Raw genomic sequence first — 15,430 nt, forward strand, 5'->3', positions numbered from 1 at the left:
GATGACGACGACGGATGAGACGCAGGCGGCCCGCCCGGCGGGCCGCCCCCGCAGCGCCCGGGCGGAGAAGGCGATCATTGACGCCACCCTCGACCTGATAGGCGAGGGCATGAGCCTCGGAGAGCTGTCGATCGAGGCGATCGCGTCCCGGGCCGGGGTGGGCAAGACCACGATCTATCGGCGCTGGTCCAACAAGGAGGACCTGTTCGTCGACGCGATGGCCACGCTCAAGTCGCCTCTCCCGCAGATGGGGGGCAGGTCGGTCCGCGAGGATCTGATCGCCTACCTCGAGGTCGTCCGCCATGACGCGTGCGACGCGCGCAGCCGGTGCGTCCTGAGCATCGTGATGAACGACGCCGAGCGACACCCGCGCCTCGTGGAGCGGGTCCGCCAGGCCTCGATCGAGCCGCGCAGGGCGGCGATGGCCGCCCTGCTACGCCGGGGCATCGCCACGGGCGAGCTCCGTCCGGACCTCGACGTGCCCATCGCGATGGCCACGATGGTCGGCACCATGATGTGGTACGCCCGGAGTCTGGGGTTCGGCGAGGACACCGAGCTTCCGGACGACATCGCCGAGCGGATCGTCGACGAGCTCCTGTCCGGCCTCGCCCCCGGCTGACGCCGGCCCGGTGCCCTCCTGGCCGGTCCCGTCACCCGGCTGAGGCCGGCCCGGCGCCTGCCGGGAGGCTGCCGGAGCACGGGACGCTTCAGTACGGCCTCCGGCAGGCCACCGAGACGATCGGGGGACTGCGCGGGGACCGTCGACCGGCCTCAGGACCTGGCGTCGTGCCAGGTCGTGCTGGCGAGAAAGTAGGTGTCGTAGAGCTCTTGGACGTCCAGCAGGCTTTCCGGCGGCACCTTGCCGTAGGCGATGCGTTCCAGGTGGCGGAAGTACTCGAATCGCTCCACCCCGGGGGTGATGACGATGAGGATGTCGGCGTTCTCGCCTGGTGCGGCGGCGAAGGCGTGGGCGAGGCCGGGCGGGACGATGACCAGGTCGCCGCGCTCGGCGGTGACGATCTGGTCGCCGGACAGCAGCTGGGCGGTGCCGTCCAGCAGGTAGAACAGCTCGGCGGAGTGGGTGTGGCGGTGGGGGGCGGCGCCGTTGGCGCCGTTGGTCAGGCTGACTCGCTGAGTGGACAGCGCGCCGCCGGTGGAGCTGCTGTCGGCCAGCAGCCGGACGGTGGTGGGGGCTTGGCCGATCACTTCGGCTTCCGCGGAGCGGACGATCACGGACTCGTCGAAGTCCGGCACGGTCAGCGACATGTTGGTGACTTCCTTCGTCAGATGGCGAACAGGAGGGCGGCGTTGATGAGCACGACGACGGCGGCCTGGGGACTCGTTTCGGGCCGCCGAGGTTGCTACACGACCTCGGGGAGGCTGCGAACGCGAGGATTGGCGCGGAGGAGAAGCGCTCCGGTGAGTACCACCACGAGTGCGGTGGCTCCATGGATGCCCAGGGCCGAGGCCACCTTGCCACCCTGTGCCAGCACGATGGTCATGTCGCCGAACGGCACGAACGACATCGCGAGCATCACCCAGCCGAGTGTCCGGTGCTGCCCGGTCAGCAGGAGCACGAGGATGACGAGCGCCTGCCCGATGTCACGCACGCCCTTGACGGCGAAGTAGCCGCCCGCGTCACCGGCCGGCACGTGGAGTACCCCGAAGCCGCTGGCGGCACCCTGCGCGTCCACCAGATAGCTGACGCCGATGTAGGCGATGAAGAGTCCGCCGATCACGGCGAGGGCAGTAGCAAGAAATTTCATGACGTCTCCCTGAGAGCGGATTGTTGCCAGAAACTTACGATCACCAAAGACGTCTTGGCAATAGTTTGCCAAAAATCCTTGCCAAGAAAACTGGGCTCCTCTGATCGTGGTGCGCATCAGCTGGTAACGGTTTGCCAGATGGCGCACATGCTGGATAGAATCCGGCGCGGAAGGGTAGGCGCATTTGCCAAGACGGATCGGCCATCCCTGTCGCCCGTCGACATGTTTGGAGGCAAAACGTGCTCGAGCAGCCGTCCTTTGGTCGTCGGCTCAGGCAACTGAGAACCGAGCGAGGCCTCACGCAGGGTGCTCTCGCCGGCGACGACATGTCGACCGGGTACCTCTCGCGCCTGGAGTCGGGAGCCCGGCAGCCCACTGAGCGCGCGGTGGCGCACCTGGCCAACCGGCTCGGGATCAGTCCGGCGGAGTTCGAGGAGCCCACGGCCTCGTCGCTGGCGCAGAGTCTGACCATCGCCACGGGCCTCGACTCGGACGAGACGGGTGGGTTGCTGGCGGAGGCGCTGAAGACCGCTCGTGGTCAGGACCCCTTTACGCGCTGGCAGGCCGTGTGGCGGGTCGCCGAGTGGAAGCGACGTCACAACGAGCACGCTGATGAGCGCGTTTACCTCGACGAACTGGTGGAGCTCGGCGATGAGATCGGGCTGCCGGAGCTGCGCGTCAGGGCGTTGGCTCAGCTCGCGCGATGCATGCGGGCGTCAGGAGAGATCGCGTCGGCCGTCGAGGCCGCCGCAGCCGCCCACCAGCTGGCCCTGGACAGCGAACTGTCCTCCCGCGACATGGCGACGGCCCTACTGGCCCTGGTGTCCACGGAGGCGGAGGCGGGCCGGCTGCCCGACGCTCGAAGGCACGCCGACGAGCTGGCCGGCCTTGTCGAGGGTCAGTCCGACGCGCTGTGGGCCGAGGCCATGTGGACAGCGGCCGCCGTCCGGGTCCGTCAGGGCGAGCTCGCCAGCGCGCAGGAGCTGCTCGACCAGGCCCTGGAGCGGTTCGACGGCCGGGAGAACCTCACCCTGTGGCTGCGGCTGCGGGTGGCCGCGGCCAGGCTTCACCTCCAGAAGATCCCGCCCGAGCCGGACCCTGCCCTGCGATGCGTCAAGGCGGCCGAGGCCTGCCTTCCGTTCGCCGGAACGCCCGCTCTGAAACAGCAACTGATGTCGCTACAGGCGCACATTGCCGTCCAGGAGGGCCGAGTCACGGACGCCCGCGCCCTGCTCGACCAGCTCGGCGGGACTGACCTGCGCATGCACTACCGGGAGCGCGCCGAGCTGGACATCCTCCGAAACCGGCTCCTCCTCCTCGAGGGCAAGGACGAGGAGGGCATGGCCGGACTCCGGAGGCTCGCCCAGCAGGCCCAGGAGAGCTCCAACATCGACCTCGCCGCGACGATCTGGCGACTCGCCGCCGAGTCGCTCGTGCAGGCGCGCGACAAGCCTTCGGGCACCAAGAGCTGACGCACCCCATAGGGAGTGATCCGTTGTCCCTTTCCGGCTTACTTGGTCTGCATCCTCAGGCGGGCGTCTCGCGCCAGCGGTTGGTGATGGGCAGGCGGCGGTCGCGGCCGAAGTTCTTGAGGGTGATCTTCGGGCCCGGGGGATACTGGCGGCGCTTGTACTCGGCGAGGTCGACCAGGCGGATGACGCGGGCGACCAGGGCGGGGTCGTGGCCGGCGGCGATCAGCTCGGCGGAGCCCATGTCCTTTTCGACGTAGTCGTCCAGCAGGCGGTCCAGCACGTCATACTCCGGCAGGGAGTCGGTGTCGCGCTGGTCGGGGCGGAGCTCGGCGCTGGGCTCCTTCTCGATGGAGTTCTCCGGGATCGGCGGCACCGTGAAGCCGTGCAGGAACGCGCCCGAGATGCCCGCCTGGGCGTTGCGCCAGCGCGACAGCCTCCACACCTCGGTCTTCAGCACGTCCTTGATGGGGGCGAAACCGCCCGCGGAGTCGCCGTAGAGGGTGGAGTAGCCGGTGGCCAGCTCGCTCTTGTTGCCGGTGGTGAGCACCAGGTGGCCGTGCTGGTTGGACAGTCCCATCAGGATCATGCCGCGCACCCGGGCCTGGAGGTTCTCCGCGGCCAGGCCGGACAGCTCGATCTCCTTCTCGAAGCCGTCCACGATGTCGGCGATCGGCACGACCCGGGCGTTGATCCCCTGCCGGCGGACCAGCTCCCAGGCGTCCTCCAGAGAGTGCTCCGAGGAGTAGGGCGAGGGCATCATGACCACGTGCACCCGGTCGGGGCCGATCGCGTCGGAGGCGATCGCCGCGGTCAGGGCCGAGTCGATCCCGCCGGACAGGCCCAGGATGACCGAATCGAAGCCGTTCTTGGCCACGTAGTCGCGGACCGCGAGGACCAGTGCCGAGTAGATCTCGGCGCTGTCGTCGAGGTGCGGGGCGATCGACGGGGGCTCCGGAGCGTACGGCTCGACGGGGAAGGCCGACAGCTCGATCCGCTCCACCGTGATGACGGTCCCGTCCCCGGCGTCCACCTGGAAGGTGCCCAGCCCGCCGAACCTGGCCTCGGGCAGCTCCAGGTCGGTGATCAGCAGCTCCTCGGCGAACTGCGCGGCCCGCGCGACCAGCTCGCCGGAGGCCGAGACGATGATCGAGTCGCCGTCGAATACCAGCTCGTCCTGGCCGCCCACCTGGTTGACGTAGGCGAGGGCGCAGCCCGCCTCCCGTGCCCGGCGGGAGACGAGTGCGAGCCGCACGTCGTCCTTCTCCTTCTCGTACGGCGAGGCGTTCGGCACCACCAGCAGCCCGGCTCCCGCCTCGGCCACCACCGCGACCGGCCCGCCCTCCTGCCACAGGTCCTCGCAGACCGCGATCGCCACGTCGACCCCGTGCAGCCGGAAGACGGGCAGCCGGTCCCCGCGCACGAAGTAGCGGTATTCGTCGAAGACGCCGTAGTTCTGCAGGTGGTGCTTGGCGGTCTTGGTGACCACCTGGCCCCGGTGGAGCAGCGCGGCCGCGTCGAGCGGGGAGCCCTTGGGCTGCCCCACGCGCGGCGCCAGGTCCGCCCGGTCCACGTAGCCGACGATCACCGGGATCTCACCGAGTCCCTCGTCGGCCAGCCGCCGGGCGAGGGCCCCGACCGCGGTGATGGAGGCTTCCACGAATGAGCTGCGCAGCACCAGATCCTCGACCGGATACCCGGTCAGGAACATCTCGGTGAACACCACCAGATGCGCGCCGCGGTCGGCGGCGCGCCGGGTCCACTGGATGAGCTTGTCGGTGTTTGCCGCCAGGTCGCCGACTACGGGATCGGTCTGGGCCAGAGCGATACGGAGTTGAGCCACGTGCTCCACCCTATTCCCGTCGATGAACAGGCACTCTCACGGGTGATCGCCGATCCGGCGGGTCAGCACCTCGATATCGCGTGCGGTCAGGATCCGGCCGGATCGCGGTCTGCCCGGACATTCGACGCCGGCCAGTGCCTCAGCGTGCCGTCGAGAGCGACGATGATCTTGTCCCAAGACGCCTGGAGGTCGCGCGGGTGCGCGAACCCCCCGGCGGCCTCGATGCTGGTGAACCCGTGAAAGGTGCTGCGCAGCAGGCGCACCGCGTCGGTCAGGTCCGGTTCGGCCAGGCCGTACGCGCGCAGCAGCGAGGAGGTGGTCTCGTTGCCCCGCAGGGTCGCCGCGGACTCGGCGACGACGGCGGGGTCGAGCCGGACCTGGGTCGCCGCGTATCGGCCGGGGTGGGCCAGAGCGAACTCCCGATAGGCGCCGGCGAATGCGGCCAGGGCGTCCTTGCCGGACCGGCCCGCTATCGCCGAGGTGACGCGGTCGGCGAGTTCGCCCGCCGCCCGCAACGCGACCCGGTTCCGGAGATCCTGGACGTTCTTGACGTGGGAGTAGAGGCTCGCGTCCGCGACTCCGAAGCTCCGCGCCAGCGCGGAGATCGTGACGTTCTCGAACCCGACGGCGTCCGCCAGGTCCGCGGCCGCCTCCGTCACGCGGTCAGCCGTCAAACCCGCACGAGCCATGCGACACCTCCATCAGAACGGACCTTGGCTTTCCCGGTCATAGACCTAGAGCATCTAGGTTTCACGGCGCAAGCCGACACGGGCGAGGGACAGGGTGCACCGATCGGCCGGGGCCGGTCTCAGGCCCGGCCGGCCGGGATCGGCAGGACGGCCTCCACCAGTGTGCCGCCGCCGGGGGCCTCACCGATCACGCACGTCCCGCCGAGTTCGGCGGCGCGCTCGCGCATGGACAGCAGGCCCACGCCGGAACGCGACCCCGCCGACAGCCCGTGGGCGGGTCCAGGTGGGCGGCCTGCGACAGCATGTCGGACTCCGGCCGCTGCAGGGTGGCACCGAGGTCGAGGCCGAGCTCGTCGCGGAGCACCGTCCTGGCCCGCGCCGGGGCGCGCCGCAGCCGCGACACGTATCCCTGGATGGTCGACAGCGCCTGGGCGGGAGGTTCGCCCGGCCAGAGCTCGTCGATGAGCATGCTTGCCGGGACGGCGCGACCACCCGCTACGAGAAGCCGGGCCGGCACCGCCATCTGGCGTTGACCGCCGAGGTCGAGCGCCACGCCGCCGTGACACGCCTGGAACGGTCCTAAGGCACGAAATGTCAGTATTTCAGGGGCAAGCGTAGAGCCACCTGGTCGTACGTCATACGGCAATTCCCGCCATCGTTCGCAAGCTGTAAGAGATCAACAGCCGTCAGATTTTCACATCCACAGCGAGCGACGGATCGGAAACACCCTGCCCAGGCCCTCGGCCTTCTCCGCCCTGCTCAGAAGGACCGTAACGGGCGCGGACCGCAGACCGATCAACAAGCGTTCAACGCGGGACCGACGCCGTACGGCGTCGCAGCGCCGGACCGAGCGCGAGCAGGCCCGCCGCCGCTTCGGCCGCGAGGTCGTCTACCGCCGCACCCCGGTGGGCGACTCCCTGATCTGTGCGTCCTGACAGGCCGGTGGCGACGCGGTCACGCCATGCCGTACCTGCTGGACTCCAGGAGCCATTCCAGCTGCGCCCTGGGAGCCGCGAGAAACGCGCACGCCACCTTGCTGAGGTCTCTGGCCTGCGCCGCCGGAAGCCCGAACCGGTCGAACATCTCCGGCAGCCGCATGGCGGCGGTCCGCAGATCGTCGGCGCGTTCGGCGATCCGGTCGTTCACCCACGCGACGGCGCCGGCGTCCGAGAGCCCGAACGCGGCCGCGGCGACCGTCACGTAGTTGTGCACGTCCCCGTTCGCGCGCTCCTTCGGATACGACGCCACGTCGTTGCACCACGCGGTCACGTCGTTGCAGGCGTCCACCAGCGTCCGCCAGGTCGTGCTCTCCCGCAGCGCCGGCGGCACCTCCACCCCCAGGCACGGTTCCACGAGGTCGAACAGGTAGGGCCCGGCCGTTCCCCGCCGGAGCGCCGGATACTCCTCGGCCGAGGGCACCCGGCCGGCGCGCCTGTTGTCCGCCTCGCTACGGCAGGCCGCCCCCTGCTCGCGCAGTCCCCGGGCGAACCGCTCCCGCCAGTGCGTGCTCATCCGCTCGGCGGTGAGACGCCAGAGATCCTGGAAGGCCACCTCGACCGGCGTGCCGGCCGTCGCCCGGACCGGCGGGACGGCCTCCCTCCGGGACGGTACGGCGCACGCCAGCCGCCCGAGGCGGGTGAAGGCGGCCTCCACGATCTCGGCCGCGCACCCGGCGGGCTTCTCGTCCCACTCGTCGTCGAAGTGGAACAGCCAGGTCAGCCACTTGGCGAACAGCAGCGCCGCGTCCATGCCGAATCCCGCGAGGGCGCGCCCGGCCATCCGCTCGAACCTCGCCCCCTCGGGCAGCTCCAGGCCGACCTCGCGGGCCCATCCGGCGAGGGAGACCTCGATCCGGTCGACGGAGGGGTGCATGCGGCACGGTGCGGCCATCGCGGGGATCCGGTCGACGAGAGGCAGCAGCAGCGCCGCGGCCACCGCGTCCGTCCTCTTCCGCGGTGGCCGGGTTCTCGTCTCGTCCGCTGTTCTGATGGTCGTATCGGCGAGCATCACTACAGCGGACCGAACAGCCAGTTACCGGCCGCGTGCGGGTCGGCGCTCGTGTAGTACTGCCGGACGGCCTCGACCAGCTCGCCGACCGGGATGATCCCGTCGTAGTCCCGGTCGAGCCGGTCGAAGGCGGCGTCCACGTCGTCGTGCGCCGTGCCGAAGGCGGTCAGCATGACCCGGAACCCGGCGGGCCTGACAGCACCGTCCCCGTCGTCGTCGCACAGCGCCGCGATCGCCTCCGCCACCGGCCGCAACACCGCGTCGAACCGGTCGCCCTCGACGAACGCCGAGATCATGGCGGAGCGGAACTCCTTCGGGGAGATCGCGCCCTCGGCGTCGACCCCCGCAGACAGGGTCTGCCAGAGCGACTCGAACCCGCCGGTGAGCCTGCTGCCGGTGGGCGAGGTCGGTGACTCGCCGAAGCCGATCAGGATCCGGGCTCCGAGCCCGAGCAGGTCGTCGCGTTCGATCTTCCCGTTGCCGTTCACGTCCATATGCGCGAAAGCGCGGTCCAGTTTGTGATGGAGAAGCTCTGTGCTCATCGTGACCCCCGTGTTACGTCGCGGACTCAGACGGTTACCGCAAGTGACGATAGCGGGATGATTCCAGAAGCCACTCCAAGTAAGCCCTGGGAATGGTCAAGAAAGCACAGGCCACCTGGATCACCTCGCGGGAGGCGGCGAGGCCGAGGCCGTGCCGTTCCAGGACCGGGGGGATCGCGCGGGCGGCGGCCCACAACTCCTCCATCCGGGCCACCAGGCGGTCGATCACCCACCGCTCGGCCGCCTCGCCGCGCAGGCTCGGCGAGGCCGAGGCCGACGTCACGTAGCCACTCCCGGTGACCAGGTCGTGGCACCAGGCGGCCACGTCGCCGCTCGCATCGAGGACCGCCCGCCACTGGGCGCTCTCCCGGACCGGTGCGGGCACCTCGACCCCCGTACAGGGCTCCACCAGGTCGAACAGGTAGGAGCCGAACCCGGCCCTGCCCAGGGCCGGGTAGTCCTCGACCGGCGGTGTCCGGGGGTCGAGCAGCGCCGCGTGCTGGGCGGCCAGCCCGGCCAGGAAGCGCTCACGCCATCCGCCGCCCATCCCGGGCGCGCAGGTCCGCCACAGGTCGGCGAAGGCCCGTTCCAGCGGCGGCCCGGGCTCGCCGCCCGCGGCCACGGCGATCACCCCGGCGGACGCCGAGGGCTCCTCGCGGAGGTGGGACGTCCAGGTCAGCCAGCGCGCGAACAGCGTGGCCGTGGCTGTGCCGTACCGGGCGAACGCCCGCCCGGCCAGCAGATGGGCGCCCGCCCCGGGGGCGGTGCCCAGGCCGACCTCGCGTGACCAGTCGATGACCGCGGCCTCGATCTGGTACATCGACGGGTGAACCGGGCACGGGGCCCTCATCGCCGCCAGCCGCTCGCTGAGCGAGATCGGCGGACCTGTCCCGCTTGGTGATCTGTCACGTTCGGTGCGCATCGTCTCTTCCCCCCGGACAGCACGTCAGCCACTCCGGCGCACACTGTAAGAGGGGACGGCGCGAGGAATGCGGAGGCGCGACGGGGGCAGGTCATGGGCGGGTTAGAGGGGGCCGATGCGGCATCTCACCGCGCTTCCTCGTAACGTGTGCGAAACACGGAGCGGGCAGACTGGGAGAAGACCAGGCGTGTCGCACCGCGTCGGTGTCGGAAGTGAAGGAGAAGGCCTTGGACCGCCAGCAGGAGTTCGTTCTCCGCACCCTTGAGGAGCGCGACATCCGGTTCATCCGGCTCTGGTTCACCGACGTGCTCGGGTTCCTCAAGTCGGTGGCGATCGCCCCCGCCGAGCTCGAAGGGGCCTTCGCCGAGGGCATCGGCTTCGACGGTTCGGCGATCGAGGGCTTCGCCCGGGTCTACGAGTCGGACATGCTGGCCAAGCCGGACCCGTCGACGTTCCAGATCCTGCCCTGGCGCAGCGAGACGCCGGGCGCGGCCAGGATGTTCTGCGACATCCTCATGCCGGACGGCTCGCCCTCGCACGCCGACCCGCGCTGGGTGCTCAAGCGCACCCTGGCCAGGGCCTCCGACATGGGGTTCAGCTTCTACACCCACCCCGAGGTCGAGTTCTTCCTGCTGAAGAACCGGCCCGAGCGCGGTGCGCGCCCCGAGCCGATCGACGACGGCGGCTACTTCGACCACACCCCGCACAGTTCGGGTCACGACTTCCGGCGCAACGCGATCATGATGCTGGAGTCGATGGGGATCTCGGTCGAATACAGCCACCACGAGGGCGGTCCCGGTCAGCAGGAGATCGACCTGCGCTACGCCGACGCGCTCACCACCGCCGACAACATCATGACCTTCCGCCTGGTCATGAAGGAGGTCGCGCTGGAGCAGGGCATCTGGGCGAGCTTCATGCCCAAGCCCTTCACCGAGCACCCCGGCTCCGGCATGCACACCCACATGTCGCTGTTCGAGGGTGACCGCAACGCCTTCTACGAGCCCGGCGCGGACTACCAGCTCTCCAAGGTCGGCCGCTCCTTCATCGGCGGCCTGCTCAGGCACGCCGCCGAGATCACCGCGGTCTGTAACCAGTGGGTGAACTCCTACAAGCGCCTCTGGGGCGGGGCCGAGGCGATCGCCGGGGCCGGCGGCGAGGCCCCCAGCTACGTCTCCTGGGGCCACAACAACCGCTCGGCCCTGGTCCGGGTGCCGATGTACAAGCCGCACAAGAGCGGCTCCACCCGCATCGAGTTCCGCTCGCTCGACTCGGCCTGCAACCCCTACCTCGCCTTCGCGGTGATCCTGGCCGCGGGCCTGAAGGGCATCGAGGAGGGCTACGAGATGCCCCCCGGCGCCGAGGACGACGTCTGGGCGCTGACCTCCGTCGAGCGCCGCGCGCTGGGCATCCAGCCGCTGCCCCAGTCGCTGGACGAGGCCATCGCGGTCATGGAGCGCAGCGAGCTGGTCGCCGAGACCCTCGGGGAGCACGTCTTCGACTACTTCCTGCGCAACAAGCGGAGCGAGTGGAACGAATACCGCCGCCAGGTCACCGAATTCGAGCTAGGCCGGTATCTTCCTGTGCTGTAGGAGGTCCCGCTCCCCCCGGAGCGGGCCCGCCGGGCCGTACGGCATGCCGAGCGCTGACGTGCCACCCCGGCATCACCGACCCCCTGGTTCGCTGCGTACGCAACGGTTCCGGTAAAATCGGTCGGCCCCTTTAGAGTGATTTTTGACGATCAATAGCCATATAAGGCGATAAGGAGGTGCGGCATGACGACGGCTGCCGAGCTGCAGACCGTGGTGTCCGTTCCGGCGCGTTTTCGCGGGCCCGAAGGCACCGCGAACGGCGGTTGGATCGCGGGCACGGTCACCGAGGCGTTGCACGGCGCCCGGCACGACTCGGCCGTCGAGGTCACGCTGCACGCCCCCACGCCACTGGAGACCGAGCTGGCCCTGCGCCACCTGGCCAACACCGCGACCCTCACCCACGGCGGCACCCTCCTCGTCGAGGCCATCTCGGTCGCCGAGGAGCTCGACGCCCCGGCTTTCGTGCCCTTCAACAAGGCGGCCCTGGCCGAGGGCGGCTTCGCCGGGCTCACCGGCCACGCCTTCCCCGGCTGCTTCGTCTGCGGCATGCGCGACCCCGGCGACGGCCTGCGGATCTTCCCCGGCCCGGTGCCCGGCACCGACCTCGTCGCCGCCGGCTGGCGGGTGCCGATGACCGTCACCGACGAGGACGGGGCCGTCCCCGAATCGATCATCTGGGCCGCGCTCGACTGCGTCACCGGCTGGGCCCACTTCGCACCCGGCGAGTTCGCCCTGCTCGGCCGCCTGACCGCGCAGGTCCACCGCCGGGTCTACCCCGGCGGCACCTACTCCGTGGTCGGCCGCGCCACCGGCCGCGAGGGCCGCAAGCTCTTCGGCGAGAGCGCCGTCTACGAGGTGGACGGCACCCTGGTGGCCGCCGCCAAGGCCGTCTGGATCGCTCCCGCCTGAACCCGCAGCGGTCCGGCCACCGACCCGATTTCGGCGTCTACGATGCCGTGGTGACCTGGTCCTCGGAGGGCGTAAGCCCTGTCGTCCGGGCCGTGCCGCCGTCACGGTGTGCTCCCGTGCCGGTGGAGGGCTGTCCCCCCAGGACTGGGTCCGGAACGTTCCCGGACTCGCCTGCCGTCCCACCTGACCGTGACCGCGGTGCCGGCGGCGGCCAGGATGTTCTCCCCGCCCTGGCCGAACCGAAGTGATCTCCTGAGCGTCTGATCCCACATGGAATCACAGCCGTTGACATCCGATGATCCACAGCGGATCGGGGACTGTCTGCTCGCGGGACGTCTCGGGGTGGGCGGCCAGGGGGTGGTGTACGACGCCTACGACGGACAGGGGCGGCGGGTCGCGATCAAGGTCCTGCATCCCGGCACCGCGGGCAGCGGAGAGGCCAGGGCCCGGCTCGCGAAGGAGGTGACGGCGGCAACCCGGGTGGCGTCCTTCTGCACCGCCCGGATCCTCGGCGCCGATCTGGAGACCGACCGTCCCCACATCGTCAGCGAGTTCATCGACGGTCCGAGCCTGCGCCGGGCCGTACAGGACTCCGGCCCGCTGGACCAGGACGCGGTGCACCGGCTCGCCGTCGCCGTGGCCACCGCGCTGGCCGCAGTGCACGGCGCGGGAGTGGTGCACCGCGACCTCAAGCCGGACAACGTGCTGCTCGGCCCGGACGGCCCCAGAGTGATCGACTTCGGCATCGCCCGGACCGAGGAGATGACGCTGAGCGCGACCGGCGGCATCGTGGGCACGCCGACGTACATGGCACCCGAGGCACTCGACGGACGCCGGGCGGGTCAGGCCGCGGACGTCTTCGCCTGGGGGGCGGTCGTGCTCTACGCCGCCACCGGGCGGGACCCCTTCCACGCGGGATCGCTCGGCGCCGTCATGTACCGGGTGCTCGCCAGCGAGCCCGACGTCTCCGTGCTGCCCGAGCCGCTGCGCGGGCTGGTGTTCGCCGCGCTCGCCAAGGAGCCGGACGAAAGGCCCGCGGCCAGGTCTCTGCTGCTCGGGTTGCTCGGTCAGGACACCCTCGATGAGGGCGTCCGGGTCGCCGCCGCCCTGCGCCCGGCCGGGCGTGCGGGCACCCAGGGACTGGGGCGGGTCGCCGAGGAGGCGTTCGCCCGGCTGAGCCCGCAGGACCAGCAGCGGGTTCCCGAGGTCCTGCTGCGCCTGGTCGGCACGGACGGGAACGGCGTCCGCACCGCCGACCGTACCGAGTTCGGCTCCGGGGCCGAGAGTGTGCTCGCCGCGCTGTCTCAGGCGGGCCTGCTCGGCGTGTTCCCGAAGGACGTGCGGATCACTCGGCCGGGGCTGTTGCTGGCATGGCCCCGGCTACGGGAGTGGGTCGAGGCCGAGCAACCGGGGCTGCTCGTCCACGCCGAGCTGCGCGAAGCCGCCCGGCGCTGGGAACGGCGCGGCCGCAGAGACACCGACCTGTTTCACGGGCCACCCCTGGAACAGGCCATGCAGTGGGCCGCCACCGGGCGCCATCATCTGAAGCTCAACGACACGGAGGCAGGGTTCCTCGCCGCCGCCTCCGCCCTGACCCGGCGGCGGGCCCGTATCCGCCGCGCGGTGACCGGCGGCCTCGCGGTGCTCCTCGCCGTGGCCATGATCGCGACGGTGGTCGCGGAGAGCCGGCGTGTGGAACTGGCCCGGCTGCTCGACCAGACGGAGGCACGCCGCCTGGCGGCCTACGCCGACGACATCCGGCAGAGCGACCCGGTCGCCGCCATGCGGCTCAGCCTGGCCGCGCAGCGACTCTCCGACGTCCGTGAGACACGCGCGGCACTGTTCAGCTCGCTGGTGCAGCAGGACGTGGGCGCGCTGGATCCCCCCGAGCCGGGCGCGAAGTACGCCCTGGGCACCGGCGGCGAGACCCTGGTCGGTGCGGGCACGGACGCCATCTGGGTGTGGGAGGCCGCCACGGGGAGACGGTTACGGACGATCAAGGCACCCGGTCTCGCCGCCCAGGCCGTCTCTGCCGCGTCGCGCCACGCCGCCGTGCGGACACCGAAGGGCGTGTTCCTGTGGGACCTGGCCACAGGGGCACGGCTGCCGGGCACGTTCGGGGCCCCGGGGGACTCGGCCCAGCTCGGCCCGGAGGGGAAGGTGCTGGTCACCTCGTCGGGGTCGGAACACGTCGTCCGCGACGTGACGACCGGCCGGGTCATGCTCAGGGTGCCCGCCGCCGCCGGTGACTACCAGGTCGAGATCGGAGGGGACGATCGTTACGCCGCGACGACCGTGCAGGGCGGCGGCACGGTCCGCCTCTGGGATCTCCGCACCGGCGAGCGGATACCGGTCCCTGCGGCCGGCCACCCCGTCACGGACGTGGCGATGAGCCGGGACGGGAAGGTGCTCGCGTTCAGCGGCGGTGGGAAGACGTCGTTCTGGAACCCGCGGACCGGCCGGCGGATTGCGGCGAGCGCGGAGGACACGGTCGACGGGAACGTGGTGCTCAGCCCGGACGGCCGGCTCGCCGCCGTGCTCGGCCCGTACGGGCTGGAGGTCATGCGGGTGGCCGGCGCCCGCTCCGTGCTCCGGCGTGGGTCGGCCGTACCCGACGCGGAGAGTCTGAGGTTCACCGCCGACGGACGGACGCTGCGGTTCATCGATTCCACGGGCCGGGCGCTCTCCCTGGACGTCGGACCTTTCGCCGGGACGCGCTCCCTGGGCGGTGGTCCGCTGCTCAGGGCCGCCTTCAGTCCCGGTGGCACCCTCGTCGCCCTGCAACGCCGGGTCGAGGGGGACCGGGCCGTCGAGCTGTGGGACGTGGCGGGCCGGCGGTTGCGGCGCATCGAGGTGCCCGGTCCGAGAGTGGAAGGCCTCCAGGAGGACGCCCTGGCCTTCAGCCCCGACGGGCGGACCCTCGCCATCGGCCCCTACGACGTTCCGGCCGTCGTCCTGTGGGACCTCACCACGATGAGGCGGGCGGGGGAGCTGAGATGGGACGCCGGAGGGATCTACGACCTCGCCTTCACCCCGGACGGCCGTGGCCTCGCGGTCGCCGGGGTGGAGCGCGATCGGAGCGTGGTGCGCATCTGGGACGTCGCCTCCGGGCGCCCCGGCCGGCCGCTGGGCGTCCAGGCCGAGGTCGTCGCGTTCGGGCCGGGCGGCGACCGCCTGTCGTACGGGGGCACGCGCAACGGGCTGCTGAGCCTCGGTGACGGCGCGGCGCGGGACGTTCCCGGGATGGAGTCGGCCGTCGCGCTCGCCTTCGCCCCCAGGGGCGGCCTCCTGGCGACGGGAGACGGCAACGGGCGGATCCGGCTGTGGGACGCGGCGCGCGGGGTGCCGGTGGGACCGGCCACCGACGCCCACACGTTCGAGGTGGGAAAGGTCACCTTCTCCCCCGACGGGAGGCTGCTTGCCACCACGGGTGAGTCCGTGCGCCTGTGGGACACCGGTTCCGGGCAGGCCTTCGGTATGGCCGACCTCGGCGTCTCCGAGGTGATGGACGTGGCCTTCACCTCCGACGGCCGGTCCCTGCGCGTCGTCGGCGGGGACGGGGCGATCCTGGAACGGCCGCTGGACTCCGGCGCGCTGCCGGCGGTGGTCTGCCGGCGCGCGGACGGCGGCCTCTCCCCGGACGACTGGCGCAGGTATGTCTCTCCGGAGGTGCCCTACCGGGCCACCTGCTGAC

At 71.1% G+C, this 15,430-nt stretch carries 13 protein-coding genes; 5 read left to right on the top strand and 8 right to left on the bottom strand.

Going from position 1 to position 15,430, the window contains the following annotated elements:
- Nucleotide 1: 1 nt before the first annotated feature.
- Nucleotides 2-619 carry a TetR/AcrR family transcriptional regulator gene (locus FHR32_RS26750; RefSeq protein ID WP_184757302.1) on the top strand — a complete coding sequence of 206 codons (618 nt, stop codon included), beginning with the start codon at nucleotides 2-4 and terminating at the stop codon, nucleotides 617-619.
- A gap of 152 nt (nucleotides 620-771) precedes the next feature.
- On the opposite strand, the gene FHR32_RS26755 is transcribed toward FHR32_RS26750, so the two are convergent.
- Both FHR32_RS26755 and FHR32_RS26760 read right to left on the bottom strand, forming a co-directional pair.
- Nucleotides 772-1,266 (bottom strand): cupin domain-containing protein, encoded by a 495-nt coding sequence (locus tag FHR32_RS26755; RefSeq protein ID WP_184757303.1) that lies wholly within the window; start codon nucleotides 1,264-1,266, stop codon nucleotides 772-774.
- Between the two features lie 95 nt (nucleotides 1,267-1,361).
- Entirely contained in the window at nucleotides 1,362-1,766 is a 405-nt protein-coding gene (locus FHR32_RS26760; protein ID WP_184757304.1) for a DUF4267 domain-containing protein, read from the bottom strand.
- Nucleotides 1,767-2,005: 239 nt separating this feature from the next.
- Between FHR32_RS26760 and FHR32_RS26765 the strand changes: the two genes are divergently transcribed.
- Complete coding sequence (locus FHR32_RS26765) at nucleotides 2,006-3,238, top strand: helix-turn-helix domain-containing protein (protein WP_184757305.1); 1,233 nt, start codon at nucleotides 2,006-2,008, stop codon at nucleotides 3,236-3,238.
- Nucleotides 3,239-3,293: 55 nt separating this feature from the next.
- On the opposite strand, the gene FHR32_RS26770 is transcribed toward FHR32_RS26765, so the two are convergent.
- The 6 genes from FHR32_RS26770 to FHR32_RS26795 form a co-directional block, all read right to left on the bottom strand.
- Nucleotides 3,294-5,078, bottom strand: coding sequence for an NAD+ synthase (locus FHR32_RS26770; RefSeq protein WP_184757306.1), 1,785 nt, complete (start codon nucleotides 5,076-5,078; stop codon nucleotides 3,294-3,296).
- A gap of 86 nt (nucleotides 5,079-5,164) precedes the next feature.
- Nucleotides 5,165-5,767: a TetR/AcrR family transcriptional regulator gene (locus FHR32_RS26775; protein ID WP_184757307.1), complete on the bottom strand. Its 603-nt coding sequence runs from the start codon at nucleotides 5,765-5,767 to the stop codon at nucleotides 5,165-5,167.
- A 187-nt stretch (nucleotides 5,768-5,954) separates the two neighbouring features.
- On the bottom strand, nucleotides 5,955-6,320 hold the full coding sequence (locus FHR32_RS26780) for an AfsR/SARP family transcriptional regulator (protein ID WP_246467923.1): 366 nt from the start codon (nucleotides 6,318-6,320) through the stop codon (nucleotides 5,955-5,957).
- 401 nt (nucleotides 6,321-6,721) lie between these two features.
- Nucleotides 6,722-7,702, bottom strand: coding sequence for a terpene synthase family protein (locus FHR32_RS26785; protein ID WP_312882713.1), 981 nt, complete (start codon nucleotides 7,700-7,702; stop codon nucleotides 6,722-6,724).
- A 74-nt stretch (nucleotides 7,703-7,776) separates the two neighbouring features.
- Entirely contained in the window at nucleotides 7,777-8,316 is a 540-nt protein-coding gene (locus tag FHR32_RS26790; RefSeq protein ID WP_184757309.1) for an EF-hand domain-containing protein, read from the bottom strand.
- Between the two features lie 34 nt (nucleotides 8,317-8,350).
- Nucleotides 8,351-9,238 (bottom strand): terpene synthase family protein, encoded by an 888-nt coding sequence (locus FHR32_RS26795; RefSeq protein ID WP_184757310.1) that lies wholly within the window; start codon nucleotides 9,236-9,238, stop codon nucleotides 8,351-8,353.
- Between the two features lie 227 nt (nucleotides 9,239-9,465).
- Between FHR32_RS26795 and glnA2 the strand changes: the two genes are divergently transcribed.
- The 3 genes from glnA2 to FHR32_RS26810 all read left to right on the top strand — a co-directional run bounded on the left by glnA2 (nucleotide 9,466) and on the right by FHR32_RS26810 (nucleotide 15,429).
- The gene (gene glnA2 / locus FHR32_RS26800) at nucleotides 9,466-10,827 is read left to right on the top strand and encodes a gamma-glutamylpolyamine synthetase GlnA2 (protein WP_184757311.1); all 1,362 of its coding nucleotides are present in this window, start codon (nucleotides 9,466-9,468) and stop codon (nucleotides 10,825-10,827) included.
- A gap of 183 nt (nucleotides 10,828-11,010) precedes the next feature.
- On the top strand, nucleotides 11,011-11,736 hold the full coding sequence (locus FHR32_RS26805; protein ID WP_184757312.1) for a hotdog fold domain-containing protein: 726 nt from the start codon (nucleotides 11,011-11,013) through the stop codon (nucleotides 11,734-11,736).
- Nucleotides 11,737-12,021: 285 nt separating this feature from the next.
- Nucleotides 12,022-15,429, top strand: a complete 3,408-nt coding sequence (locus FHR32_RS26810) for a serine/threonine-protein kinase (protein ID WP_184757313.1) — start codon at nucleotides 12,022-12,024, stop codon at nucleotides 15,427-15,429.
- Nucleotide 15,430: the final 1 nt, after the last annotated feature.

Origin of the sequence: Streptosporangium album (genome assembly GCF_014203795.1) — a bacterium.
In the GTDB taxonomy this organism is placed as follows: domain Bacteria; phylum Actinomycetota; class Actinomycetes; order Streptosporangiales; family Streptosporangiaceae; genus Streptosporangium; species Streptosporangium album.

What these genes read in the sequence shown, in the direction of transcription:
- FHR32_RS26750 (WP_184757302.1), top strand. Translation starts at nt 2, where the DNA reads ATGACGACGACGGATGAGACGCAGGCGGCCCGCCCGGCGGGCCGCCCC.
- FHR32_RS26795 (WP_184757310.1), bottom strand. Translation starts at nt 9,238, where the DNA reads ATGCGCACCGAACGTGACAGATCACCAAGCGGGACAGGTCCGCCGATC.
- FHR32_RS26790 (WP_184757309.1), bottom strand. Translation starts at nt 8,316, where the DNA reads ATGAGCACAGAGCTTCTCCATCACAAACTGGACCGCGCTTTCGCGCAT.
- FHR32_RS26805 (WP_184757312.1), top strand. Translation starts at nt 11,011, where the DNA reads ATGACGACGGCTGCCGAGCTGCAGACCGTGGTGTCCGTTCCGGCGCGT.
- FHR32_RS26760 (WP_184757304.1), bottom strand. Translation starts at nt 1,766, where the DNA reads ATGAAATTTCTTGCTACTGCCCTCGCCGTGATCGGCGGACTCTTCATC.
- FHR32_RS26775 (WP_184757307.1), bottom strand. Translation starts at nt 5,767, where the DNA reads ATGGCTCGTGCGGGTTTGACGGCTGACCGCGTGACGGAGGCGGCCGCG.
- FHR32_RS26755 (WP_184757303.1), bottom strand. Translation starts at nt 1,266, where the DNA reads ATGTCGCTGACCGTGCCGGACTTCGACGAGTCCGTGATCGTCCGCTCC.